21 protein-coding genes and 1 tRNA gene are annotated in these 24,569 nt (G+C 63.0%); 14 read left to right on the top strand and 8 right to left on the bottom strand.

What is annotated here, in order from left to right:
• Nucleotides 1-24: 24 nt before the first annotated feature.
• Complete coding sequence (locus tag bcor_RS01380; protein WP_033498689.1) at nucleotides 25-3,126, bottom strand: Ig-like domain-containing protein; 3,102 nt, start codon at nucleotides 3,124-3,126, stop codon at nucleotides 25-27.
• A 398-nt stretch (nucleotides 3,127-3,524) separates the two neighbouring features.
• Between bcor_RS01380 and bcor_RS01375 the strand changes: the two genes are divergently transcribed.
• A tRNA-Leu gene (locus tag bcor_RS01375) sits at nucleotides 3,525-3,605 on the top strand.
• Between the two features lie 26 nt (nucleotides 3,606-3,631).
• Here the strand turns inward: bcor_RS01375 and bcor_RS01370 are convergent.
• The 4 genes from bcor_RS01370 to bcor_RS01355 all read right to left on the bottom strand — a co-directional run bounded on the left by bcor_RS01370 (nucleotide 3,632) and on the right by bcor_RS01355 (nucleotide 6,864).
• Nucleotides 3,632-4,603, bottom strand: a complete 972-nt coding sequence (locus bcor_RS01370) for a class C sortase (protein ID WP_051875582.1) — start codon at nucleotides 4,601-4,603, stop codon at nucleotides 3,632-3,634.
• Complete coding sequence (gene rdgB / locus bcor_RS01365) at nucleotides 4,590-5,270, bottom strand: RdgB/HAM1 family non-canonical purine NTP pyrophosphatase (RefSeq protein ID WP_033498690.1); 681 nt, start codon at nucleotides 5,268-5,270, stop codon at nucleotides 4,590-4,592. Before rdgB ends, bcor_RS01370 begins: the two co-directional genes overlap by 14 nt.
• A 135-nt stretch (nucleotides 5,271-5,405) precedes the next feature.
• A complete protein-coding gene (rph, locus tag bcor_RS01360; protein WP_033498691.1) occupies nucleotides 5,406-6,170 on the bottom strand; it encodes a ribonuclease PH in 765 nt (254 codons plus the stop codon).
• Nucleotides 6,171-6,228: 58 nt separating this feature from the next.
• Entirely contained in the window at nucleotides 6,229-6,864 is a 636-nt protein-coding gene (locus bcor_RS01355; protein ID WP_033491693.1) for a Pr6Pr family membrane protein, read from the bottom strand.
• Nucleotides 6,865-6,993: 129 nt separating this feature from the next.
• Between bcor_RS01355 and bcor_RS01350 the strand changes: the two genes are divergently transcribed.
• Both bcor_RS01350 and bcor_RS01345 read left to right on the top strand, forming a co-directional pair.
• A complete protein-coding gene (locus bcor_RS01350; protein WP_033491657.1) occupies nucleotides 6,994-8,325 on the top strand; it encodes a nicotinate phosphoribosyltransferase in 1,332 nt (443 codons plus the stop codon).
• A gap of 21 nt (nucleotides 8,326-8,346) precedes the next feature.
• Entirely contained in the window at nucleotides 8,347-9,357 is a 1,011-nt protein-coding gene (locus bcor_RS01345) for an aldo/keto reductase (RefSeq protein WP_033498692.1), read from the top strand.
• Between the two features lie 57 nt (nucleotides 9,358-9,414).
• Here bcor_RS01345 and bcor_RS01340 read toward each other — a convergent pair whose 3' ends face one another.
• Complete coding sequence (locus tag bcor_RS01340) at nucleotides 9,415-9,768, bottom strand: DUF3039 domain-containing protein (protein ID WP_033491655.1); 354 nt, start codon at nucleotides 9,766-9,768, stop codon at nucleotides 9,415-9,417.
• 127 nt (nucleotides 9,769-9,895) lie between these two features.
• Between bcor_RS01340 and coaD the strand changes: the two genes are divergently transcribed.
• From coaD to bcor_RS01300, 8 genes are all read left to right on the top strand, one after another.
• On the top strand, nucleotides 9,896-10,396 hold the full coding sequence (coaD, locus tag bcor_RS01335; RefSeq protein ID WP_033498693.1) for a pantetheine-phosphate adenylyltransferase: 501 nt from the start codon (nucleotides 9,896-9,898) through the stop codon (nucleotides 10,394-10,396).
• Nucleotides 10,389-11,141 carry a cell division protein gene (locus tag bcor_RS01330; RefSeq protein ID WP_420796639.1) on the top strand — a complete coding sequence of 251 codons (753 nt, stop codon included), beginning with the start codon at nucleotides 10,389-10,391 and terminating at the stop codon, nucleotides 11,139-11,141. Before coaD ends, bcor_RS01330 begins: the two co-directional genes overlap by 8 nt.
• A gap of 86 nt (nucleotides 11,142-11,227) precedes the next feature.
• Entirely contained in the window at nucleotides 11,228-11,824 is a 597-nt protein-coding gene (locus tag bcor_RS01325; protein ID WP_033498694.1) for a YceD family protein, read from the top strand.
• A gap of 105 nt (nucleotides 11,825-11,929) precedes the next feature.
• Nucleotides 11,930-12,124 carry a 50S ribosomal protein L32 gene (gene rpmF, locus bcor_RS01320; protein ID WP_033491651.1) on the top strand — a complete coding sequence of 65 codons (195 nt, stop codon included), beginning with the start codon at nucleotides 11,930-11,932 and terminating at the stop codon, nucleotides 12,122-12,124.
• 119 nt (nucleotides 12,125-12,243) lie between these two features.
• Nucleotides 12,244-13,068, top strand: a complete 825-nt coding sequence (rnc, locus tag bcor_RS01315; RefSeq protein ID WP_081830741.1) for a ribonuclease III — start codon at nucleotides 12,244-12,246, stop codon at nucleotides 13,066-13,068.
• A gap of 208 nt (nucleotides 13,069-13,276) precedes the next feature.
• Nucleotides 13,277-15,217: an acetolactate synthase large subunit gene (locus bcor_RS01310; protein WP_033498695.1), complete on the top strand. Its 1,941-nt coding sequence runs from the start codon at nucleotides 13,277-13,279 to the stop codon at nucleotides 15,215-15,217.
• Between the two features lie 16 nt (nucleotides 15,218-15,233).
• Nucleotides 15,234-15,788, top strand: coding sequence for an acetolactate synthase small subunit (gene ilvN / locus bcor_RS01305; RefSeq protein WP_033491649.1), 555 nt, complete (start codon nucleotides 15,234-15,236; stop codon nucleotides 15,786-15,788).
• 76 nt (nucleotides 15,789-15,864) lie between these two features.
• Nucleotides 15,865-17,877, top strand: coding sequence for an ABC-F family ATP-binding cassette domain-containing protein (locus bcor_RS01300; protein WP_033498696.1), 2,013 nt, complete (start codon nucleotides 15,865-15,867; stop codon nucleotides 17,875-17,877).
• 91 nt (nucleotides 17,878-17,968) lie between these two features.
• Here bcor_RS01300 and bcor_RS01295 read toward each other — a convergent pair whose 3' ends face one another.
• Nucleotides 17,969-18,694 carry a type 1 glutamine amidotransferase gene (locus tag bcor_RS01295; protein ID WP_033498710.1) on the bottom strand — a complete coding sequence of 242 codons (726 nt, stop codon included), beginning with the start codon at nucleotides 18,692-18,694 and terminating at the stop codon, nucleotides 17,969-17,971.
• A 159-nt stretch (nucleotides 18,695-18,853) separates the two neighbouring features.
• Between bcor_RS01295 and cysS the strand changes: the two genes are divergently transcribed.
• Complete coding sequence (gene cysS / locus bcor_RS01290) at nucleotides 18,854-20,476, top strand: cysteine--tRNA ligase (protein ID WP_033498697.1); 1,623 nt, start codon at nucleotides 18,854-18,856, stop codon at nucleotides 20,474-20,476.
• 22 nt (nucleotides 20,477-20,498) lie between these two features.
• On the top strand, nucleotides 20,499-21,500 hold the full coding sequence (locus bcor_RS01285) for a LacI family DNA-binding transcriptional regulator (RefSeq protein WP_033498698.1): 1,002 nt from the start codon (nucleotides 20,499-20,501) through the stop codon (nucleotides 21,498-21,500).
• Nucleotides 21,501-21,578: 78 nt separating this feature from the next.
• Here bcor_RS01285 and bcor_RS01280 read toward each other — a convergent pair whose 3' ends face one another.
• Entirely contained in the window at nucleotides 21,579-22,715 is a 1,137-nt protein-coding gene (locus bcor_RS01280) for a glycoside hydrolase family 172 protein (RefSeq protein WP_033498699.1), read from the bottom strand.
• A gap of 218 nt (nucleotides 22,716-22,933) precedes the next feature.
• Between bcor_RS01280 and ffh the strand changes: the two genes are divergently transcribed.
• Nucleotides 22,934-24,550, top strand: coding sequence for a signal recognition particle protein (gene ffh, locus bcor_RS01275; RefSeq protein ID WP_033498700.1), 1,617 nt, complete (start codon nucleotides 22,934-22,936; stop codon nucleotides 24,548-24,550).
• Nucleotides 24,551-24,569 lie beyond the last annotated feature (19 nt).

The following is a 24,569-nucleotide window of genomic DNA, read 5'->3' as shown; positions in this document are numbered from 1 at the left end:
TTTCTTGGCTGGAAGTCCGACCGGTCATGAAACCAGCCGACCGAAACCTCGTCGTTGCCGGACCCAGATAGCCAGGCAGGCTGTCAGAGCCAGGATTATGGCCGCCACGATCAGGAGGATCAGGCGGGGTCCGCCACCCGTGAAGGGCAGCCGTTGCACAGGGGGCACAAGCCCGATGTGCCTTTCGAAACGGCCAGACTCGTTACCGGCGGTATCGGTCAGGGTCACCGACACATCCCCCGAGGAAAGACCGGCTGGGGCCCGTACGCTCCAGGAGCCGCTTGCGTCGGTGGTTGCAGTATCGGTGCTTCCATCCGGCCAGGTGACCTTCAGGGAGGCATCGCGTTCGGGTATGTTCCCATGACCGGCTATGTAAGCCTTACCGGATACCTGGTGCGAGTTGGCTTTGGTGATTGTGGTCTCGGTCGGTGTCATATCGACCAGGAAGGTCTGGGCTCCGCGCGGTGAGGCGGTTCCGGCCTGATTGGTCAGGAAGGCCTGGAACTGGTAGGTCTGGCTGGACTCGGACCCATCCATGTTCGCCAGGAAGACGCTCGGTTCCATGGTCAGGGACCATTTCCATGGCTGGGAGGCGCTCGGCCGGGTCACCGTCAGGGTTGAGCCGGACATGACCGCCGGGGAGCTGCTCCTGGCACCTCCTGTGGTGAACGTACCCTGAGCGGACACGGCCAGGGTGGACTCCCGGTTGAACCCTGCTCCTCCGGACGGTGTCATGGTCACCGTCAGCGTGGAGTCCCTTGAGAGGCTGTCGGAGGGGTTCTTCAGGTAAGCGGGCGAAACCGTGCCGGATACCTTGACCTGCGAGCCCTGCGGAAGGGCCGTGGTTCCTATGCTCTCGTCGCGCTTGGTGTGGGGCACCGACACCGCATCAACCGTCGGCGCCTGTTCGGGCTTGGTCTGGAAGACAGCCTTGGCGATGTTGGTGAACCCGGATGTCATGTCGTAGCTGGTCGACAGCTCGGTCTGCCAGGCATGGTATCGGCGGGTGCCACCGTCCGCGTTGGGCGGCACGGCCGGACTCTGACCGCCATATGCCGTGTTGGCATCGGTGATGCTCCATGTACCGTCCGAACCGCAGATGGTCTCACCCAGATTCACACCGGCCGTATCACGGTTGTCCGGGTCGGGATTCGTACCAGTATCCTTGATGGGATGTGCGGGGTCCTCACCGAAGAGGGTGACCCTGTTGCCGGGGGTACAGGTACCGGATACGACAGGAGACAGGGTGGAGGAGTAGGCAACCGGGCTGTCCTTGCCGATCGCCTTTCCACCAATCGAGTTGATTGTCGGATCCTGAGGGCGTGGAACATCATAGCGGTAGAAGGCCGTGTCGATGGTCCAACCCTTGGATATCACATCGTTGATCTGGTCCTGGCTCATGGAATCCGTGATTCCCTTGGCTCCATCCGGCTGGTCGTAGAGCGGATTCTGGGCCGCCTTGGCCTGCTGGATGCGCTGAGCGGCATTGGATCCCTTGTAGGTGGTGTTCAGGGAGGCCATGCACCCCTGCAGGAGGGAGTCATCCGAATTGGCGGGATCGGTCGCCGGCTTGGTGGCATCAGGTTGGTTGGTGGTGATGGGCCAGGTGACCAGCTTGAAGTACCCGTCCAGTCCCTGGTCCTCCTTGGCCTTGGCGAAGTTGATGGAGCCATCATTGACCGTCACCTTGCCACCGGCGGTATCCAGGGTGTATCCCTGTGCCGGGGACGTGGAACGATCCAGGAAGAGCCTGTTGGGCCGGTTCGCAAGGCCACCATTACCGCTCAGCGCGGTTATGGAGTTGAAGGCCGAGCTGGCCATGGAGAAATTCCCCTCATTGCCCGAGTCGTTGGTCACCGGGTTCTGGTCCACCCTGACCGCATGGGGCGTCAGGGAATCAACCGGAACCCACTTGTTGTTTTTCAAACCCAGCCATTGGTAGTAGAAGCTGGCATTCCTGGAGCAGTTCGACATGGACATCCACGATGCCCAGGTTCCGTCGGGTTGTTGCGTTGTATAAGCGGTATCGTTCGCGGAGTTGTACCAGTAAACGAAGAACGAATTGGCCGGGGCCACGCCCGGCGGAATGGCATATTCCGTCTTGCCATCGTTGTAGAACCCGATACTGTTGGCGGCGTTCCAGTTCCATCCGAAGGAGGCCCGATCAAATCCGAAATCGGTCACCAGGCCCCAATTGGCCTGGTTCTGACTCCAGAGCAAGGGGTAACCATCCCAACCGATGAAGGCGACCGGACCATTGCAGTAGTGCGTCGTTTGGTTTCCCGGATCGGCGCACCGCTGCTGGTAGAGCTGATAGGTGTAGTAGCTGCCATCGGGTTTACGCAGGAGGTCAACCCCATACATGATGTTGTTGATTGCGGCCCCATACTTGGCGGCACCGTTTTCGTCGAACTGATCGGTGGGCATATTGCCGCACTCGCCGACACCGTTCCAACTACCCCAGCCGCAGGCCAGACTGGCAGGTCCCGCCGTCTTGGTCAGGATGGCGTAGACCCGCTCAACCTGGGTGATGCCACCGGGCGCGTATCCGGAGTCGCTCGTGTACGAATTCCCGACGGAGTTCAGCTGATTGAGGTTATCGGCAAAGTTGACATCAGCCTCGACGGAAATGGCCAGGTAGTCGTAATCGCCCGAGTTGATCACCTTGTGGACCGTAAAGTACTGATCCTTATTCGCGGCCCATTGAAGCGCACCCGTCGTACCCGAGACGTTGCCGGTCGTCATGGTGTTCAGATAACGAACAGACACGTAGTCGCTCGGACTGGTCGTGCCCCAGTACTGATATGCGAAAAAGAGCCGGCATTTGCTGCCGTCGTCGTAGCTCCCGTTCGGCACACAGAACGGATCGAAATCGCCATGGGCCAGCCGCAGTACGAAGTCGTAGCGCAGTTCGTCGTTATTGGTATCGATACGGTCGTTGTAGGCCATCATCTGGAAGAGCTTGGGCTTGTGGTCCACGGTTTCGGCATTGGCGGGTTGGGAGGTGAACTGGAGGGAGAGCGGCAGAACCATGAAAACCGCCAGAATCACTGCGAACAGGGAGGACAGCCTCTTGAAGCCGCGCTTGCGTACTGGCGAATTCCCATTCCAATGGCTGATTCCCATCGCAACCCCCTTCACTCTGATTCCCGTCGACCATTCCAATCGCTTGATCGGTCGGCCCGATACCGCCGAGGCGGACCCGGTACTCGATTACCAGAGATCAACGCGTGAACCCGTTGCTTCGGTCCACATAATTGGACGCTACATGACCGGTGATTGACTCTCGGTTTTTACAAATGGCGGCGTGTCGATAATAAAAATGCGCTATGAAGCGCCCGGTCTTTCCGGTTCCCGGCATGCCGAGATTCATGGATAACTAACTTTTTCTTGTTTTCCCGGAAATTAGTCGGACTTTTTTTGGAGGATAGTGTCCATATCTTCCTCAAAACAACCATCCCACCGTTGTGGTATTTATGAATAGGCGTGGGTATTCGGGCATCCGCACATACCCGCGGCCTTGGGCGCGAGTGGCGTAATGGTAGCCGCGCAGGATTTAGGTTCCTGTGTCTTCGGACGTGTGGGTTCGAGTCCCATCTCGCGCACCGGATTTGCTTCAGGCCGCTACGACTCAGGCCTTTCCGGCGGATTCCCCCAGACGGTGCCGTGGCGGCAGCCTGAACCTGAAGGCAACAACGGACGAGACGGTCCCCACCACCAGCAGGCCTAACCCCGTCATCAGGCCCAGCAGACGCCCATCCTTGGGCGCATCACCCGGGTCCGGTATGGGCTCCGGTATGGACTGGCGCTCGGCGGTCAGAACCAGACGTTGCGTATTGACCCCATAGGGGGTGCAGGTCATCAGGGTCACCAGGTCCTTGCCCGGCACCACCTTATACAGGTGCACTTCCTCCGGATCGATCACATGCACGGACTTGATCCGGTAACCCATGGTCCTGCCCAGGCTGTCGATGTAAAAGATGTCACCGGGTTTGAGTTCATCCAGTCTGGTGAAGAGGAGGGCGTTGGTCAGCCCCCTGTGCCCCGAAAGGACCACATTGGTGGAGGCTCCGCCAACCGGCAGGCTGGTGCCGTACAGATGCCCCACCCCATCCTGGAGCACCTCCTCGGAGGTCCCGTGATAGATGGGCAGGTGGATGGAGACCTGGGGTATACGAATGGTCCCCATGATTCCCCCCGGCCCCTCAAGGAGGGATTGGTAGGCCTTGTCTTCCTGCGACAGGGTGCCTCCCTTGCCCGGAGCGAAGGGGTCGGTCGCCTCGCCCAGGGTGGTCTGCCCCGAGGCCGCGATTCTCTGGTTATAGGCCTTGGCCTTGGCATACTCGGCCCTGATTCTGCCCTGGGGCCATGCAGCCATACGGGAAGCGGCGTTTTCCGCCTCCGCAGCTGAACGACGTTGGGACATGTATTGGACGGCGGGAATCCAAACCACGCATATAAGGGCAGCAAGCAGGAGGAGGACGATCAGTATCTGCAGAACCAGGTTCAGCCTGTTCCAACGCCTGTAGGAGGGGGTTCTTCCGTCACCGGCAAGAACACCGGCAAAGGCCGGCGTTCCCGCATCGGATTCAGGCCTGGACACCGGTATCCCCCAGAACCCACTCGACCAGGACCGGCAGGATGGCGGACAGGGCCTTCCCCCTATGGGAGATGCGGTTCTTCTGCTCGGGGGTCATCTCGGCGGATGTGAGGGGACGGTCGGCTGAGGCCGGCTGATCATCGGGGACGAAAATCGGGTCGTAACCGAACCCATCTTCACCCCTGGGTGCGCGAATGATCCTGCCCGACATCTCGCCCAGCCTCACGGTGTGGCGATTCCCTCCCGGGTACTCCGGTCCATCAGGAACAACCAGGGCCGCGGCGCAGACGAACCGTGCCGTCCGGTCCTGATCGGGTATGTCGCCCAGCTGGTTGAGCAGGAGGTCGATGTTGGCCTGATCATCACCATGGCGACCACACCAACGGGCCGAGAGGATGCCGGGGGCCGCACCCATGACATCGACAACCAGTCCGGAATCGTCAGCAAGGGCGGGCAGACCGGAGAGTTCCGCCGTCTGGTTGGCCTTGAGCAGGGCGTTGGATTCGAACGTGGTCCCGGTCTCAACCGGGTCGGGCAGGTTCAGGTCCGCAGCCGATACGAGCTCGATCCCGGTCTGCCCACGTCCCAGGAGGGACTGCAGAATACGACGCATCTCGACCAGTTTGCCCTGGTTGTGGGTGGCCACGACAACCCGTCTGGTCTGCTCCATGATCGATCCTCCTTATGCGTTCGCAGTCCGCAGCCGCCAGGGCCGCCACCCCGGCTTGGCACAGGGGAATCAGCGGCGACCGGAGGAACGGTTCAGGCAATGCCCGTCTACGCTCGAACTCAATCACTATAGGCATCAGTTTGCGGCAAGTGCGGCATCCTGGGCTGCCTGGAGTTCCCTGTTCCCCTTGGCGGCCAGTTCCAGCAGCGTGTCGAGTTCGGCCCTGCTGAAGGGACGATGCTCCGCCGTTCCCTGTATCTCGATGAAGTCGCCGGAACCGGTCATGGCCACGTTCATATCGGTCATGGCCTGGCTGTCTTCGATGTAGGGGAGGTCAAGCATGGGGTGGCCGTCGATGATTCCCACCGACACTGCCGAAACCCTGTCCTTGATGACCTTATCGGCACTACGGATGTGATGGTGGTCCTGGGCCCAGCGCAGGGCGTCAACCAGGGCCACATAGGCGCCGGTGACCGATGCGGTACGGGTGCCTCCGTCAGCCTGCAATACGTCGCAGTCCAACTGCACCTGGTTCTCCCCCAGGGCCTTCATGTCGACGACCCCACGCAGGCAACGCCCAATCAGGCGGGATATCTCCTGGGTGCGTCCGCCCACCTTGCCACGGACGGATTCACGGGCCGTGCGCTCCGAGGTGGCCCTGGGCAGCATGGCATACTCGGCCGTGACCCAGCCCAGCCCTGAGTCCTTACGCCACCGGGGCAGGGTGGGGGTGAAGGATGCCGTGCACATGACCCTGGTGTTCCCGCACTCAATCAGAACAGACCCCTCGGGGGCATCGGTCCAGTGACGGGTGATCCTGACCTGGCGCAGTTCATCGGCCGCCCTGCCATCCGGCCTCACCACGGCGCCATCACCCAACATGTCCTTGATTGCCACCATCTATATGCATCCTTTCCTGAAACTTGCAACCGGTTATCCGGGGAATCCTATACCTGGATCACGAGGCGGTCAGAGGGGTCTTGGGGGGAAGAATCCTGTCAATCAGGAAGAGCACCAGCCCAAGGATGAAGAAGCTCACCAGACATGCGGCGACGTTGACGGTCAGCTGCCCCCAGCCCAGCTTCCCCAGGTCGATGAAGGCGTAGGGATAGGGGTTTCCGCCGTCTTCCGGGCCGGAGTGGGGCCAGATGGCCGCGCGTACCAGCACAAAGGCCAGGTAGATGGGGAAGTAGATCAGCCAGGTCAGCACATAGTGCCATTTGAAGCGACGGTGGGGGTCGAAGAGGATGAAGTCGACCACGGCCATGATCGGGGTGATGACATGGACCATGTAGGAGGTCCTGATTCCCATCACCAACAGGTAGGACGAGGAGTTCAGGCCCAGAATCAATGCGGCCACCAGGCCGGTTATCACGATGTAGAGGGTCAGGCATCCCTTGAGCCAGGCCGGAGGCTGTTTCCCGTTGAGGAGGCTGGCTGCCCCGGCCCAGATCATGAGCAGGCCCAGGGCCATATTGGTCTGAAAAGTAAAGTAGACCCAATGGTTTCCGATGCCCAGAAGCCAGGCCTCATGGGTGCCCGCCAGGCAGAAGAAGGCAATAAGGAACCGATAGACAGCTACAAGGTATCTCATGGGGACCAGCATATCCCGGCGGTCGTACCGGAGGACGAAACGTCCGCCTCCCCTACCCCGACATGAGCAATGAGGGGACTAGACTATGGGGCAACACAGCAAGCACCGGAACCGCAAAACGAGGATGATATGAACGAATCCGACCGGACATCCACGGCCCTGATGACCGACATGTACGAGTACACAATGCTGGACGCCGCCCTCCAGGACGGCACGGCCAACCGTCGGTCGGTCTTCGAGGTCTATACCCGCCACCTCCCCGAGGGGCGGCGCTACGGGGTGGTTGCGGGCACGGGAAGAATCCTGGATGCCATCGAGCACTTCCGCCCCACCGAGGAAGAACTCCGGTTCCTCTCCGACCGGAGGATCGTAAGCCCCGCAACCATCAAGTGGTTGGAGAACTTCCGGTTCACCGGCACCATCCGGGGGTACAGGGAGGGCGAGATTTTCTTCCCCGACTCCCCCGTTCTCCAAGTCGAGGGAGGATTCGGCGAGTGCACCCTCCTGGAGACCATCATCCTTTCCATCCTGAACTATGACTCGGCCGTGGCTTCGGCAGCCTCCCGCATGGTTTCGGCAGCCAAGGGAAGGCCTTGCATGGACATGGGCGCCCGGAGGGCCAACGAGTGCGCTGCCGTGGCCGCCGCCAGAGCCGCCGTTGTCGGAGGCTTCCAGGGCACGTCCAACCTCCTGGCCGCCCAACGCTACGGATTCAAGGCCATCGGCACGGCCGCCCACTCATTCACGCTGCTGCACGACAAGGAACGCGACGCCTTCGTGGCGCAGATCAATGCCCTGGGCAGGAACACCACCCTCCTGACGGACACCTACTCCATCGACGAGGCGGTAAGGACGGCCGTGGAGGTGGCCGGTCCCGACCTGGGCGGGGTCAGGATAGACTCCGGCGACCTGGGCTCCCTGGCCCAGAGGGTCAGACACCAGCTGGACGCCCTGGGGGCCACCAAGGCCACCATCACCGTCACCAATGACCTGGACGAATACGCCATAGCCTCCCTCCAGACGGCACCGGTCGACTCATACGGGGTGGGCACCATGCTGGTCACCGGGTCCGGATCCCCCACCTGCGCCATGGTCTACAAGCTCACCGAGCGGGAGAACTCGTCCGGAGCCATGCAGGCTGTAGCCAAGAAGTCCGTCGGAAAGGCCTCGGTTCCGGGACGGAAGCTGGCCTACCGGTCATACGAATACAACCTGGCCAACGCGGAGCACGTCATATCCGGGACCGAGGAGGCACTCGCCGGATTCAACCCCGAGCCGGACTGGCGCGACCTTCTGGTCACCTACGTGGACCATGGCTCCATCAACGAGGAGTACCAGGGCGGTCAGGCCGTGCTCAAGGCCAGGGACCACCGGGCCAGAGCCCTGGACGAGTTGCCCATCGGGGCCCTCAGCCTGATGCGGGGGGAACCCATCCTGCCGACCACCATCGAAACGATATAAACGATATAGGAGGGATCTGCAATGCCATACCAAGACGGTTCATACATCCCATCACCCGACCGGTACCAGGCCATGGACTACCCTCATTGCGGGTCCAGCGGCCTCAGGTTGCCTCCCATATCACTCGGGTTCTGGCACAACTTCGGCGACAGCACCCCCTTCGAACGGATGCGGGACCTCTGCTTCACGGCCTTTGACCATGGCATCACCCACTTCGACCTGGCCAACAACTATGGGCCCGAACCCGGCGCAGCCGAGCGCAATACCGGCAGGATTCTCAAGAGGTACTTCACCCACCACCGCCAGGAGCTGGTCATCTCGACCAAGGCCGGATACTTCATGTGGCCCGGTCCGTACGGGGATTTCGGGTCGCGCAAGTATCTCCTGTCAAGCCTGGACCAAAGCCTGGAACGTCTCGGTCTGGACTACGTCGATATCTTCTATCATCACCGCCCCGACCCCGACACCCCCTTGGAAGAGACCATGGGGGCCCTGGCCCAGGCCGTATCAAGCGGGAAGGCGCTCTATGTGGGCCTCTCCAACTACGACGGCCCCACCCTGCGACAGGCGAGCGCGATACTGGACGAACTCCATGTCCCCTTCATCATCAACCAGAACCGGTACTCCATATTCGACCGGACCATCGAGCACAACGGGCTCAGGGAGACCTCGCAAGAGCTGGGCAAGGGCATCATCGCTTTCAGCCCCCTGGCCCAGGGCCTCCTGACCGACCGGTATCTGCATGGCATTCCCGAAGACAGCCGAATCAGGGCCGACGGACGATTCCTCCACGAGTCCGCATTGACCCCCCGGCGCCTGGATCAGATCGGCAGGTTGAACGACCTGGCCCGTCAACGCGGGCAGACCCTGGCCGAGATGGCCCTGGCCTGGCTTCTGCGCGACCCGGCCGTGACCACGGTGCTGATTGGGGCCTCCAAGCCCGAACAGCTTCTGGACAACCTCAAGGCGACCGCCAATACGACCTTCACCCAGGAGGAACTGGACCAGATCGACCTGATATCCAAAGACTGACCACCGAACAGACGACCCGCGCCTCTTGCCTGACGGCTGACGGACTTCGGAATCGACCTACTTCCTGCCGCCGGTCATCTCTTCGTAGATGCGCCGGCAATCCGGGCAGACGGGATACTGGGAGGGGTCATGCTTGGGAACCCAGACCTTGCCGCAGAGCGCGACAACCGGCCGGCCCGTCAGCTTGGATTCGGCGATGCGCTCCTTGGATACGTAGTGGGCGAACCTGTCGGCATCACCCTGATCGCTACGCTGGGTCTCCTCCCGGGTTTCGGTCTCGGGCCTGTCCAGAACGGCTGTGCCTGCACCCTGGTCCGGATCGGAGAGGGGTGAGACCGGGTCCTGATCCAGGATGGGATCCGGACCATTCAGTGATGAAGAGGGATGCAATAAGGTCTCAAAAGCAGTCATATCACCATGATAACCGCTCGGAAGAACCCCAACAATAGGTGCCATCCCAGGGCTGAGAAGAGGCAGGCCGGGCCTGCGGCAAGCCACTGGATCCCGGCGGTTCCAGCCGGGGCGCTAATCTGGAGGCATGACTATAGCCGTATGCCCCGGATCGTACGATCCAGTCACCTCAGGGCACCTGGATGTAATAGAGCGTTGTGCATCCTTCTTCGATACCGTCCACGTCGTAGTGGCCGTCAATTCCGCCAAGACCCCCCTCTTCGGCGAGCAGGAACGGGTGGAGATGATCCGCCAGGCCCTGGACGCGGACGGGTACCCGCAGATTACGGTGGCTTCGACCACGGGCCTGATTACAGACTACTGTCTGCAGGTCGGCGCCTCGGTCATCGTCAAGGGGCTTCGGCAGAACGGGGACTACGAGGCCGAACTGGGTATGGCCCTGGTCAATCGCGATCTGGCGGGTGTGGAAACCCTCTTCCTTCCTGCTGATCCGCTCCGGGAGCATATTTCCAGCACCATCGTCAAGGATGTCGCCCGGCATGGCGGCAGCATCGACGGCATGGTGCCTGACAGCGTAGTGCAAAAACTGACCACCATATTGAAAACGGAGAGAGCCGAAAATGGTTGAGGATACAGACATGCTTGGAAGCGAGGGCACCGGCCCCGACCGGGCGGAAGGCACCTTCGCCTTCCGCGGCGGCGACCAGACCGACCCGAGCGACCAGACCGGTCAAAGCGCCCAGCCCATCGACGATTCCACCTGGATGAACCAGTCTCAGCAGAGCATGAACGTGGATGACCTGCCCGACCTGCGCGAGGACCAGGCGAGCGAACCCCGCGCCGAATTCACAACCGTCTACGACATCATCGACCGGGTCCAGATCATGCTGGACGAGGCAAAGGCCCCCCTGCTCACCCCGGGCATGGTCAAGGTGGACAGGGAGGAGCTCGTCAATGACCTGAACGAGCTCAAGAAGATGCTCCCGGTCCAGTTGGAGCGGGCCTCCGCCCTGATGAGGGAGGCAGAGCGCCGTCTGAATTCGGCGCAGACCCAGGCCAACGCCACCATCTCGGCGGCTCAGAGCCGTTCGTCCGAGATCATCAAGGAGGCCGGGGAACAGGCCCAGTTCCTTGCCGGCCAGGAGAACGTGGTGGCCATAGCCCAGCAGAAGGCCCAGGTCATCATCGACCAGGCCCAGGCCCAGGCGGACAAGCTGGTCCAGGGGGCCAACGGGTACGCCTCCCAGGTCATGCAGGAGCTCGGCACCCAACTCGACAGGGTCAGCCAGGATGTGCGGGTTGGGCTGGAGGTTCTCCACGAGCGTGAGCAGGATGCCGCGCGTACCATGGGCGGGAACCCCGACCAGCAGTAGGGACCGTGGGCCAAGGGCCGCATACCGGCCAGGCCATGGAAGAGACCCGGCGAGCCACGTCGGAGCATAGGAAAAGGAAGCAAGGGATGAGCAGACCCGAGGATTCGCCCTGGGCCGTTTCGGTGGCCCAGGTGGCCGCCAGGGCCGGGCGCAGCAAGCAGATCGACCAGGATTTTCCCGCCCCTACCGGCATCGGCGACAAGGTGGTGGGCATCAAGGAGGGTGACCCGGTGCACGTCACCGGATCCTTCGAATCCATGGTGGACGGGTTGATCTTCACCGCCCATGTCAGCGCCCCCCTCCAAGCGGAGTGCACCCGGTGCCTGAAGCCCATCGACAGGGACCTTGAGGTGGACCCCGTGGTCTTCTTCCCCTACAAGACACCCGAACCCGACCAGACCAACGGCAAGGTCGAGATCATCGCCGGCGAGGAGGAAGGCGGGGACACCTATCCGCTGTGCGAAGGCGGGGCCTTCGCCGACCTGGAGGCCCTCCTGCGTGACAACCTGGTCGAGGCACTCCCCCTGCAACCCGTATGCAAGCCCGATTGCCGAGGACTCTGCCCCCAGTGCGGAGTCGATCTGAATGAGCACCCGGACCACCACCACGAGGTGCTGGATGACCGGTGGGACGCCCTCAGGGGCCTCAGGGACCAACTGGAGGAGCAGGAAAACGGGGAATAACCCTTACCTGACGCTTCTCCGCACCGCCCCGGTGTGACAAAGACCCGGGGTTGCGGTAAACTGCTCTACGCTTAAGCTCTAGATTCGATCGAAACAGAGGAAAACATGGCACTGCCAAAGTACAAGACCTCGCGCGCCAACACACATTCGCGTCGCGCCAACTGGAAGACCAAGGCCGCCGCCACGGTGACCTGCACCAACTGCGGAGCCCCCGCCCTGCCTCACATGGCATGCCCGAGCTGCGGCATGTACCGCGGACGCATGTACCGCGATGCCATCCGCCCGCAGTTCAGCAAGTGAGCACCGTTCACAGCACTGATTGGGAGAACCCCTGCCATCGACGGGTGGCGGGGGTTCTCTGCATAATGGGAGCCATCACCAACATCGGGACCATATGACCGAAAGGCACTGTCGTGAGCATGGATAGGGATACAGACAAGGTTGCAGGCAAGGACGGGAATCCGGGTTCCACCCAGGCCCCGACGGTACGGGTATCCGCGGAAACCGCCCAGGAAGCGGACCTGCCGGCCAGGGAACTCTTCACGGCCCTGCATGCCGAACTGACCCCCGAACTTCTGATCCATGCGCTGACGCACCGGTCCTTCGCGCATGAGCACCCCGGCATGCCCAACAACGAACGGCTGGAGTTCCTGGGCGACGCCGTACTGGAGCTGGTGGCCACCGAGACCCTCTACAAGGCACACCCCGACCAGAGCGAGGGTCAGCTGGCCAAGATGAGGGCCAAGGCCGTTTCGGAGGAATCCCTCTCGGCCATCGCCCGGACCAAACTCCACCTGGGGCCGTACATCCTTCTGGGGCGGGGCGAAGCCGAAAACGGCGGGGCCGACAAGGACTCCATCCTGTGCGACACGGTCGAGTCCCTGATTGGGTCCGTCTTCGTGGAGCATGGAATCGACGGGGCCCGCGTCACGGTCCACGCCCTCCTTGATGACACCCTGGAGGAGGTGGCCACGGAGGGCCCTGCCCTGGACTGGAAGACCTCCGTCACCGTCAAGGCCCACCGACTAGGACTCGGCGACCCCCACTACGCCATGGCCGTCTCCGGACCGGAATTCGCACAGGTCTTCACGGCGCGACTGACCCTGGGAGACGGCGACACGGTGATTGGCACCGCCGATGCCAGCAGCAAGCGCAAGGCCCAGCTGGCCGCCGCCGCCCAGGGGTGGAAGGCCCTGGATGATCCGGAGGTCCTGGCCTCCCTCCAGGCCGAGGAAGCAAAATAGAGTCGTTCCGTCATTCGATACCGGATTGGGACCCTGCCGAACCTGTGCATAGACTGTGAGAAATAACCGGGGCCTGCGCCACGAGCCGCAGGGACTCCCGGCTTATCGGGGCCGGCTTTGGCCGTATATGAGCTGCTGACCCGATAGGTGCCACGTTCGGGACGCACGACCGCATGTCGTCGCGCAGTCGAGAGGTTGAGAGGAAAATATGAGTCTGCCGACACCTCTGCAAGCGTTCAGCTCGGTTCCCAAGGATGAGGGCCGGGGCCAGGCGGGAATCACCCCCCAAGGAGAACCGATGACCGGGGCGCAGGCCCTGATCCGTTCTCTGGAGGACCTGGGGGTTACAGACGTATTCGGGGTTCCGGGAGGCGCCATCCTCCCCACTTACGACGCCATCGATGATTCGGTCGGATTCAGGTTCACCCTGGTCCGTCATGAGCAGGCGGCCGGGCACGTGGCCGAAGGGTACGCCGTCTCCACCGGTCGGGTCGGGGTCTGCCTGGTCACCTCCGGGCCCGGGGCCACCAACATGGTCACCCCCATAGCCGATGCCATGATGGACTCCGTTCCCATGGTGGTGGTCACCGGCCAGGTGGGTGTGGCATCCATCGGCACGGACGCCTTCCAGGAGGCCGATATCGTCGGCATCACCTACCCCGTGGCCAAGCACTCCTACCTGGTCACCAAGGCACAGGACATCCCCCGGGTCATGACCGAGGCCTTCCACATCGCCCAGTCCGGCAGACCGGGCCCGGTCCTGGTCGACCTGACCAAGACCGCCCAGAACGAGCAGATGGTCTACTCCTGGCCCCAGGAGATGATTCTCCCCGGGTACAATCCCGTCACCAAGGCCCACGGGCACGTGCTCACCGATGCCGCCAAGCTCTTTGCCCAGTCCCACCGCCCGGTCCTCTATCTCGGAGGCGGGGCCATGCGGTCCAACGCCCGTCAACAGGTGGAGAAACTGGTGCAGGTCACGGGCGCCCCCGTGGTCACCACCCTGCCCGCGCGGGGAATCATCCCCGACTCCGACAAGGCCGTTCTGGGCATGCCCGGCATGCATGGAACGGTGGCCGCCAACGGGGCCATCCAGCACTCCGATCTCCTGGTCGCCATCGGTGCACGGTTCGACGACCGTGTAACCGGAAGCCTGGAGGACTTCGCCCCAGTGGCCCGGGTGATCCACATCGACATCGACCCGGCTGAAATCGGCAAGAACCGCCATGCTGATGTCCCCATCGTCGGCGATGTGGGTCAGGTCCTCGACGACCTGATCCCCGCCATAGAGGAGGCACAGAAGACCTGGGGACGCCCCGACCTGAAACCCTGGTGGCACCTGGTCGACTCCTGGCGCCACGACTACCCGACCACCTGGGAGGAGACCCCGGACGGGTCCCTGGCCCCGCAGTGGGTGGTGAAGACCCTGAGCGACAAGGCCGATCCGGCCACGATCTGGGTATCGGGCGTGGGTCAGCACCAGATGTGGGCCAGCCAATTCGTCGACTTCGAACAGACCAGGTCCTGGGTGTCATCATCCGGCCTGGGCACCATGGGCTACGGTCTGCCCGCAGCCATCGGAGCCGCCATCGGCACCCAGGACGATGAGGCCCCACGCCCCGTCTGGCTGATCGACGGCGACGGGTCGTTCCAGATGACCTCGGAGGAGCTGGCCACGGCAGGTCAGATGGGGTTGCCCATCAAGATCGCCATACTCAACAACTCCGTGTACGGCATGGTCCGCCAGTGGCAGACCCTCTTCTACAGCAGCCACTACTCCCAGACCAACCTCCACGACGGGGATGACGAGGAGTCCGGTATCACCGGAATCCCGGACTTCGTCAAGCTTGCCGAGGCTTACGGGTGCCTGGGGCTGCGCGCCTTCACCGAGGAGGAGGCACGAGAGGCCATCGACCAGGCCAACCAGGTCAATGACCGCCCGGTCCTGATTGACTTCCGGGTCTGGAAGGATGCCATGGTCTGGCCCATGGTGCCGGCCGGGGCCTCCAACGACACGATCATCTACAAGCCGGGCATCCAACCACTGGCCGGTATCAGACCGGAGCAGGAGGAACAGGAGCCCCGGGAGCAAACCGGGGCCGACCGGGCCGCCATGGCCAGCGATGCCGCCGGGCACATGAAGAAGTAAGGAAGGGCTGCAAACCATGGCCAATTATCCAGCATCCAAGCCCGGCTCCGAGCGTCACACCCTTTCCGTCCTGGTCGAAAACCGCCCTGGTGTCCTCGCTAGGGTCGCGGGCCTTTTCGCCCGGCGTGCCTTCAACATCAACTCCCTGTCGGTCTCCTCGACCGAGCGTGACGACATATCGCGCATCACGGTCACGGCGGATGTGGAAGCCGTGCCCCTGGAGCAGATCATCAAACAGCTCAACAAGCTCCTGCACGTACTCAAAATCGTCGAGCTCAAGGGTGATGAGGCCGTGGAGCGCGAGCTCATTCTGATCAAGGTCAAAGCCAACGAGCACAACAGGTCCGATGTACTCGAAATCGTCAACCTCTTCCGCGTGCGCGTGGTCGACGTCCACCCGGAATCCCTGACCATCGAGGCCACCGGAGCAGATGGGAAGCTCGAAGCGCTCCTCAAGCTCCTCAAGCCCTTCGGCATCGTCGAGCTGGTCCGCTCCGGGGCCGTCGCCGTGACCCGGGGCCCCAAAGCCCTGAGCGAAAAGGTCCTGGGATCCCAGATCACCGACCGTTGATGCCCCGGCCCACAGCGGCTTCACATGATTCCTCTGCCGCCCCACCCATCCAAGGCTGGCGGTAGATTGGGGAATCATGCCCATCTATGATCTCGGTCTGGAACACGTAGCCCTGTCCTTTGCAACCAAAACCATCTTTACGGATGTAACCCAGGGCATCTTCGAGGGTGACCGAATCGGCATCGTGGGGCGGAACGGGGACGGAAAGTCCACGCTCCTTCACCTCCTGAACGGTACCCAGGAACCCGACCAGGGGCGGGTGACCATGCGCAATGGCCTGACCTTTGGCATGTTGGATCAGCGGGACCCCCTGAAGGACGAGGATACGGTCCGCAAGGCCGCCTTGGAGGACCGCCAGGACTATGAATGGGCCGCCGACCCCAGGTCGCGTGAAATCGTCGAGTCCCTTCTGGGCGGCATGGAGCTGGAGGCCAAGGTGGGCACCCTCTCGGGCGGCCAGCGCCGCAGGGCGGACCTGGCCAGGCTCCTGCTCAAGGACTGGGACATCCTGGCCCTGGACGAGCCGACCAATCACCTCGACATGGTCACCATCCACTGGCTGGCCGAGCACCTGAAGAACCGGTGGGCCAAGAACTCCGGCGCCCTGCTCCTGGTCACCCACGACCGGTGGTTCCTGGACGAGGTCTGCTCCTCGATGTGGGAGGTGCATGACGGTGTCATCGACCCCTTCGAGGGCGGGTACAGCGCATACATGCTGCAACGGGTGGAGCGCGAGCGCCAGGCCGATCTGGCGGAAACCAAACGTCGCAACCTGGCCCGCAAGGAGCTGGCATGGCTGACCCGTGGAGCCCGGGCCCGAGCCACCAAGCAGAAGTTCCACGTCAAGGCTGCCCGCGAGCTGATAGCCGACGTGCCCCCCATGCGCAACACCCTGGAGTTGAAAAGGATGGCCACATCCCGCCTGGGCAAGCAGGTGGTCGACCTTATCGATGTGACCAAGATATACCCGGACGGTGCGGCGACTCATGAGAGCGGCGACAGGACGGACGAGGGCGTGCCTGCGGAGGGCCGAATCAACGCCGTCCCCTCCCCCTTCGCCGAGAAGCCGCTGATGGGCTCGGTCACGGTTGCCGAGGACCCCGACGATTCCGCACCGGACGGTACGGCTGCGGCCCGGTCGAGGACCATCAGCGGCCACATGGTGCTGGACGACGTGACCTGGCTGATTGGCCCCGGGGACAGGTTCGGCATAGTCGGCGCCAATGGAGCGGGCAAGTCCACCCTCCTGGGGTTGATAGACGGGCGGACCGACCCCACGGCCGGTCACGTCAACATCGGGAAGACCGTCAAGTCCGCGGTCCTGACCCAACGTCTGGATGAGTTGGAGAAGCTCGGCAAGTACCGAATCAAGGAGGTCCTGAGCCGTTACAAGCCCTCCTACATGGTCGAAGGCAAGGAGGTGACCCCCGGGCAGCTCATGGAGCGGCTGGGCTTCGAGAGCGCCCAGCTGATGACCCGGATACAGGACCTTTCGGGCGGCCAGAAACGACGCATGCAGCTCCTCCTGATACTCCTGGAGGAGCCCAACGTTCTCATCATGGATGAGCCCGGCAACGACCTGGACACCGACATGCTTGCCGTGATGGAGGACCTGCTGGACTCCTGGCCCGGAACCCTGATTGTGGTCTCGCACGACCGTTATCTGCTTGAACGGGTGACCGACCAGCAGTTCGCCCTGGTGGGAGGCAAGGTGGTGCACCTGCCCGGCGGGGTCCAGGACTACCTGGACATGATCGAATCCGGCCGCCTGCAGGCCGGCGCAAACCCGAGTCAGGACCACCAACCCCACACGGAAGCCGGGGCGGGTGCCCCTGCCGACAGCCCCGATCCGGCCCAGGCCAAGGCCGAGCGCATCGCCAAGCGTAACCTGGCCAAGCAGGCCGCGGCGATAGAGCGCAAGCTGGCCAAGCTGGCAGACCAGCGCAAGAAGGTCGAAGCGGACATGGCTGAGCATGATCCCAGCGACTACGAGGGGCTGAACGACCTGAACGCCAAGCTCAAGGACCTGTCCAGCCAATCCGACGAGCTGGAAGAGGAATGGCTGGCAATCGGGGAAGAACTGGAGTAACCGCAGCAACTCCCCGCCACCCGGCAGTTCGGGGAACCACTCACCGGCAGGCGCAGACCGAGCAGTGGCTCATCTCACCGCGTGGATGGACTCAGGCGGACTCCAGGGCAGCCGCATTGGTCTGGCAACGGGCAGCGAAGGCCGAGAAAATCGAATCCGCCAGGGGCTGCATCTGCGGCAGACTTCGCTGGAAGTCCTCCCGCATCTGGGCAATCTGCGACTTTTTGAACCCGTCGGTCATCTGGGGCACGTCCATCCACTCGTCGAAGAGCGGGGCTGTCACCTCAAGGTGGAACTGGAGTCCGAGCCCGGAACCGAACCGGAAGGCCTGGACCTCGGTGTATCTGGAGCGCGCCAGGAGCTTTGCTTGGGGCGGCAGGGAGACCTGGTCACCATGCCAATGAAGGACATCGGTGCGCTTGCTCCACATGGAAACATCATCGTCATTCCCCACCCAGCGTATGGGGGCCATGCCATGCTCCGGTTGCTTGTTTTTGATCAGGTCGCCCCCCAGGGCCCTGGCCAGAATCTGATGACCCAGGCAGATCCCCAGGAAGGGCTTGTTGGCACCGACCGCGGCCCTGGCGAGTTTGGTCTCCGCCTTGAGCCCGGGGTGGTGTTCGTAATCATCGGCCGACATGGGTCCCCCCATGATGACCACACCCGCAAGGTCTTTGAAGTGGGGCAGTTCGGGCTTCTTCTCATCAACGATGTTGAGAATCCTCGTCTCCAGCCCGCAGTCCTGCAGATTTTCAAGAATGCGACCCGGCCGTTCCCAATCCACATGCTGCAGTACAAGCACACTTGGTTTAGCCATGACTCCATTCTTGCACACCTGCCTACCGGAAGCCTGCAGCCCTTCCGACCCACCGATCAGGAGGTGTTGCCGGCCGGGCTGAACCAGGCATTCGAAAGGGTTCGGCAAGGCGTTCGCGAAACGCTGCACCGGTCAACAAGCCTTGATAGGCTCTGGCTTATGGACAAGAGCTCACATCCGCAAAATGACAAGCATTCCGTCAGCCTTGCGGCCGCCGATCTGCGTCTCTATGACACGGCCACCCATCAGGTGACCCCCTTCCATCCGATAGAAGAAGGCAGGGTCGGCATCTACGTCTGTGGGGCCACGGTCCAATCCTCACCCCATATCGGCCATATCCGCACCACCCTGGCCTTCGACCTGATTCGCCGCTGGCTGATGCGCCTGGGCTACCAGGTGACCCTGGTGCGCAATGTGACCGATATCGACGACAAGATTCTTGATAAGGCCTCGGCTGCCGGTCAGCGCTGGTGGGAGCGGGCCTACATCTACGAGCGGGAGTTCAGCAGGGCATATGAGGCCCTGGGCGCCCTCCCCCCCACTTACGAGCCACGGGCCACCGGGCACATCACCGACATGATCGATCTGGTCCAGCGCATCATCGACCGGGGCCATGCCTATGTGGTACCCGACGCCGAGGGGAACCCTTCGGGCAACGTCTACTTCGACGTGCCCTCCTGGCCTGACTACGGGGAGCTGACCCACCAGCAGACCGGCACCCAGGCCGCAGATGAGCAGGCCGCCATCGCCGACCGGATGGGGCCCAGCGTGGATGCCGACGGGCGGGACGACCCTTACAACCCCGCCGACCAGGGCGAGGCAGGCAAGCGCAACCCCCGCGATTTCGCCCTCTGGAAGGCTCCGAAACCCACCGATCCGTCCACGGCCCGATGGAAGACCCCCTTCGGCACGGGCAGACCGGGCTGGCACCTGGAGTGCTCGGCCATGAGCCATCGCTATCTGGGAGCCGACTTCGACATACATGGAGGTGGGCTCGATCTGCGCTTCCCCCACCACGAGAACGAAATGGCCCAGTCCCACGCCGCTGGCTGGGGCTTCGCACATCGCTGGATGCACACCGCCTGGGTGACCCAGAAGGGTGAGAAGATGAGCAAGTCCCTGGGCAACGGGCTCTCCGTGGACCAGGTCCTGTCCGCATACCCGGCCTGGGTGGTCCGCTACGCCCTGATATCGGTCCAGTACCGTTCCATGCTGGAGTGGTCGGACCAGACCCTCCACGAGGCCCAGGGTGCCTACGGGCGAATCGCCAACTTCATAGAGCGCGCCGGTGCAATCCTGGGCGGGCAACCCTCGCGCGACCAGGTCGAGACCCTGGGTGCGGATGGGTTGCCCGCCGACTTCACCCGGGCCATGAACGAAGACATCAACGCCTCTGCCGCCCTGGCCGCCATCTTCTCGACCATCCGCTCGGCCAACTCGTCCATGGATGACCTGGATAGGAACCGCTCCACGGCAGGGCCGGAGCGCGACGAGGCCCTGGAAGACCTCAGGGTCACCCTCCTTCAGGTGCGGGCCATGCTGGACGTTTTCGGCCTGGACCCCCTGGCGGACCAGTGGAGCGACCAGGCAGGCCCGAATCGGGACGACGAACCCATGCAGCAGGCTCTGGACGCCCTGATCCGCACTCGACTCGACCAGAGGGCCGAGGCCCGCAAGGCCAAGGATTTCAACCAGGCCGACCAGATCAGAAACGAACTTGAAGAGGCCGGTATCGCCATCGTCGACACCCCCGACGGACCCACCTGGCACCTGAACCAATAGCAACCCGTGGAAGGGGTATTCCTTGTCGGACATACGCGATGTGGCAAGGCTGGCCAAGGTGTCGGTCAGCACGGTCTCCTATGCCTTTTCGGGGAAGCGCCCCATCCGCCCCCAGACCTATGAGCGCGTCATGAACGCCGCCAGGGAACTGGACTACGCCCCCAACGCCGGTGCCCGGATGATGCGCTCCGAACACAAGAACATCGTGGCCCTGAGCGCCCCGCTCCGATTGAAGCAGAACAAGGAATCCTATGCGGATTACTTCATCGAGATGGCCCGCCAGGAGCACGAACGGGGGTACGACTCCCTCCTGCTGACCGCCGAAAACGGCGTAGAGGACATTCGCAGGGTGACCCGGAGCAACCTGGCCGATGGGGTGATCCTGATGGACATCGTCGATGACGACATCCGTGCCGCCCAGGCCGCGACCTATGGCCGACCCTGCATCGCCATCGGTCTGCCCCGCCACCACAGTGACCTGGCCTGCGTGGATCTTGACTTCGAGCTGATGGGCCGCATGGCCATCGAGGCCCTCCACGACAAGGGCCGGACCAGCCCGGTCTTTCTCAAAGGGCCACGCAAGGAGTACGAGAGGCGGTCGTCATACCGGCTGATCATGCGCAACAGCATGCACACCTGGGCCAAGCGCTACGGCATGCATCTGACCGAGGCGGAGCAGAGCACCATCCGCGAGGACTGCATAGAGCAGACCTACGAATCCATACGGGACCGCCGGGTGGATTCCATCATCAGCGAGGTGAGGCCCATACAACTGCTGGGGATCGTCAGGGCCTTGCAGTCACGGGGCATCGTCATCCCCGACGATGTATCGGTCATCTCCTGCGCGGCCGGCACACCCAGCAGTTCATTGGAACACCTGGGCATATCCGAGATGCCGCTGACCCCCCAGCCGCTCTGTGCGGCGGCATGCGACATCCTGACCGGGGCCATTGAGCAGGGGCAGCAAATCGCCGGCCTGGTCAGTCTGCGCAAACCCACCTTCTACGAGCGCACGTCAGTCTGATATCCGCGCTTGGCGGTGCGGCCATGCGTGGATATCAGAGCGGGCCGGACCCGCTACAGGTCCGGCCCGCTACGGAATTTACCTTGGCCTGCGGTGACGCTCCGAGGTCTCCAGCACCTGCTCAGGGAAGGGCTTGTGAGGCTCACCCTGGTACCAATAGGCCACGCTGGCAAGGTCGTCCTGTCGTTCGAAGAGACCCTGCTCGTCCACGCCGATCTGCTGCACGGTCACCCGGATGTCCTTCTGGAAGGGGATGGGATCGGGTATGTGCCAGCGGTAGAACCCTCTGGTGACAGGGGTCTCCGTATCCCAGTAGTCGCTTGACCTCCCCACCAGGTTCTTCGCCCTGTGGGGGAAGCCCATGTAGGTGCCGTTGTAGGTCCTCTCATACATCCGGCCGGCCTCGTCACGGTCCGCGAAACTCCAGGCCCCGCCGAAGTAGTCTTCCGAACCCGTCGAGCACCAGGTGGGATAGTCCCGGTCGCCGTCGAGGTACATCTTGACCTCACCTTCGCCCCACCAGCGGCTCTCCAGGGCGGTGAGGGCCAGGTAGGTGCCCACATAGGAGCCCCTCCCCTCCACCCCGTCGAGGATGGTGTAGTCATCGGCCAGGTCGGTCAGCCGCTGGCGGCGCCACTGGGCGTGGAAGGTCATGGCATCCGCAGGGAGGCTGTCGGTCTCGACATAGTCGATCTGGTAGAAGAAGGCGGGAATCGGCTCGTTGTGCTCACTGCGCAGCACCAGGCGGGCATGGGAGTGGAAGGGCATGGGGAAGAAGCAGTTGAACCCCCGGTTGGGATAGACCGCCATGGCGGCCGATTCAACCCGGCAACCCTGGGCATGGCCGCAGCAGAAGAAATCGCCCAGCGGGACCGAGACCGAGGGGGTTCCCTCCCCATCCCAGTACCACTCCAGAATGAGGTTTCGCAGCACGTTGGGGCCGGTGGGCGAGGTTGCATCGGTGACGGTCATCCAGATATGGCGGATGATGCCAGGCCCATCCACGTCGGCCAGGACAGTACGACTCCCCGCCGGTATATCGTTCAGGCAGGGGGTGCCCTTCCGGGAGGGTCCCAGCTTGCTGGCGGTCTGGGCGGCCTGCCCTTTTCCGCCATGCGGGTTCTCTGCATTGATGCAACGAGGCCGGTAGTCGGAGGGCATCATGAGCGCTTCCAGACCAGATGGTCCTGTAATGGGCGTATTTCCGGGGTTCATCGGTTTTCTCCTTTTATCCGCAGGGCGGGCATCCTGCCAAGCCTTTCGAATCATGCTGGTCACCTACATCGGCGGAACCATCGGGCATTCTTGCCCGTCACGAATCATCGAAAGGATTCGCTAACCATTAGCATAGACGAGGCCCGCCACCACGGATTGACGGACCATGCCGCAACCCAAGGGCGAATCTCCCGGTCAGCGGTTAGACTTGGGTGCTTATGGCAGCTTTTTCATCTTTGACCGACCGGCTCTCACAGGCCTTCACCCACCTGCGTTCCAAGGGCAAACTGACCGAGACGGATATCGACGGGACCATCCGTGAGATTCGCCGCGCCCTTCTGGATGCCGATGTCTCCTTGGATGTGGTGCGTTCCTTCACTGCCCGCATCCGCGAACGGGCACTGGGCGAAGAGGTCTCCAAGGCGCTGAACCCCGCTCAGCAGGTCGTCTCCATCGTGTACGAGGAGCTGACGGGAATCCTGGGATCCGGGGTGGATCGACCCCTCAACTTCGCCAAGAACCCGCCCACGGTCATCATGCTCGCCGGCCTTCAGGGTGCAGGCAAGACCACCCTGGCGGGGAAGCTGGGATACTGGCTCAAGGATGCCGGACACACTCCGCTCCTGGTGGCCGCCGACCTTCAGCGCCCCAACGCCGTGACCCAGCTCCAGGTGGTCGGCGAACGGGCCGGGGTGCCCGTCTACGCCCCCGAACCCGGCGTGCAGAGCGAGAGCTCCGATGTGGTCTCCCCCGGCCAGGCTCAGGGCGACCCGGTGCAGGTGGCCCGCGACTCGGTCCGACTGGCCCAGGAGAAGCTCTACGACGTGGTCATCATCGATACGGCCGGTCGTCTGGGCGTGGACCAGGAGCTGATGGAGCAGGCACGCAATATCCGCGATGCCGTGAATCCTGACGAGATACTCTTCGTCATCGACGCCATGATTGGCCAGGATGCGGTCGCCACGGCCGAGGCCTTCAACAAGGGGGTCGACTTCACCGGAGTCGTCCTCTCGAAGTTGGATGGCGATGCCCGTGGCGGTGCCGCCCTGTCCGTGGCCTCGGTCACCGGCAAGCCCATCCTCTTCGCCTCCAACGGCGAGGGACTGAAGGACTTCGAGGTCTTCCACCCCGACAGGATGGCATCCCGCATCCTCGACATGGGCGACATCCTGACCCTGATCGAGCAGGCCCAGCGCGAGTTCGACGAGGAGGAGGCCCGCAAGGCGGCCGGGAAGATGTCGGAGGGCAGCTTCGGCCTGGACGACTTCCTTGAACAGCTCCAGCAGGTCCGCAAGCTTGGATCCTTCAAGAGCATCCTGGGCATGATCCCGGGTATGGCCCAGCACCGCAAGGAACTGGAGCAGTTCGACGAGAAGGAGGTCGACCGCACCCAGGCCATCATCCAGTCCATGACTCCGGAGGAGCGACGCAACCCCAAGATCATCGACGGTTCCAGAAGGGCCCGTATAGCCTACGGTGCAGGCACCACGGTCTCGGCCGTGAACGGACTCCTGCAACGATTCGAGCAGGCCGCCAAGATGATGAAGAGGATGACCAACGGCGCCCGTTCCATACCCGGCATGGGTGGAGCAGGCATCGGAGGCAAGGGCAAGGCCGGCAAGAAGGGCAAGAAAAAGAAGGGGTCCCGGTCCGGCAATCCCATGAAGCGTGAGGCCGAGGAGAAGGCCTTGCGCGACCGCCTGTCAGGCAAGGGCGGTACATCCGGCGGTTCCGCCTTCGCCAAGCAGCCCCAGGCCCCTCAAATGCCTGAGGGGATGCCCGACCTGCCCCCCAACCTGGGTGGCGGACTGGGTGGGCTCTTCGGCGCCAACTGACCCCTCCTCAGGAGATTCC

Origin of the sequence: Bifidobacterium coryneforme (assembly GCF_000737865.1) — a bacterium.
Lineage (GTDB): Bacteria > Actinomycetota > Actinomycetes > Actinomycetales > Bifidobacteriaceae > Bombiscardovia > Bombiscardovia coryneformis.
The sequence above is the reverse complement of the archived record's forward strand: the minus strand, read 5'-3'. Positions and strand labels throughout refer to the sequence as shown.

Coding starts and splice junctions, on each gene's coding strand:
- bcor_RS01355 (WP_033491693.1), bottom strand. CDS start 6,864: ATGAGATACCTTGTAGCTGTCTATCGGTTCCTTATTGCCTTCTTCTGC.
- ffh (WP_033498700.1), top strand. CDS start 22,934: ATGGCAGCTTTTTCATCTTTGACCGACCGGCTCTCACAGGCCTTCACC.
- bcor_RS01325 (WP_033498694.1), top strand. CDS start 11,228: ATGAGCAGACCCGAGGATTCGCCCTGGGCCGTTTCGGTGGCCCAGGTG.
- bcor_RS01295 (WP_033498710.1), bottom strand. CDS start 18,694: ATGGCTAAACCAAGTGTGCTTGTACTGCAGCATGTGGATTGGGAACGG.
- bcor_RS01340 (WP_033491655.1), bottom strand. CDS start 9,768: ATGACTGCTTTTGAGACCTTATTGCATCCCTCTTCATCACTGAATGGT.
- bcor_RS01345 (WP_033498692.1), top strand. CDS start 8,347: ATGCCATACCAAGACGGTTCATACATCCCATCACCCGACCGGTACCAG.
- bcor_RS01280 (WP_033498699.1), bottom strand. CDS start 22,715: ATGAACCCCGGAAATACGCCCATTACAGGACCATCTGGTCTGGAAGCG.
- bcor_RS01310 (WP_033498695.1), top strand. CDS start 13,277: ATGAGTCTGCCGACACCTCTGCAAGCGTTCAGCTCGGTTCCCAAGGAT.
- rph (WP_033498691.1), bottom strand. CDS start 6,170: ATGGTGGCAATCAAGGACATGTTGGGTGATGGCGCCGTGGTGAGGCCG.
- rnc (WP_081830741.1), top strand. CDS start 12,244: ATGGATAGGGATACAGACAAGGTTGCAGGCAAGGACGGGAATCCGGGT.
- bcor_RS01300 (WP_033498696.1), top strand. CDS start 15,865: ATGCCCATCTATGATCTCGGTCTGGAACACGTAGCCCTGTCCTTTGCA.
- bcor_RS01350 (WP_033491657.1), top strand. CDS start 6,994: ATGAACGAATCCGACCGGACATCCACGGCCCTGATGACCGACATGTAC.
- cysS (WP_033498697.1), top strand. CDS start 18,854: ATGGACAAGAGCTCACATCCGCAAAATGACAAGCATTCCGTCAGCCTT.
- coaD (WP_033498693.1), top strand. CDS start 9,896: ATGACTATAGCCGTATGCCCCGGATCGTACGATCCAGTCACCTCAGGG.
- rdgB (WP_033498690.1), bottom strand. CDS start 5,270: ATGGAGCAGACCAGACGGGTTGTCGTGGCCACCCACAACCAGGGCAAA.
- ilvN (WP_033491649.1), top strand. CDS start 15,234: ATGGCCAATTATCCAGCATCCAAGCCCGGCTCCGAGCGTCACACCCTT.
- rpmF (WP_033491651.1), top strand. CDS start 11,930: ATGGCACTGCCAAAGTACAAGACCTCGCGCGCCAACACACATTCGCGT.
- bcor_RS01380 (WP_033498689.1), bottom strand. CDS start 3,126: ATGGGAATCAGCCATTGGAATGGGAATTCGCCAGTACGCAAGCGCGGC.
- bcor_RS01330 (WP_420796639.1), top strand. CDS start 10,389: ATGGTTGAGGATACAGACATGCTTGGAAGCGAGGGCACCGGCCCCGAC.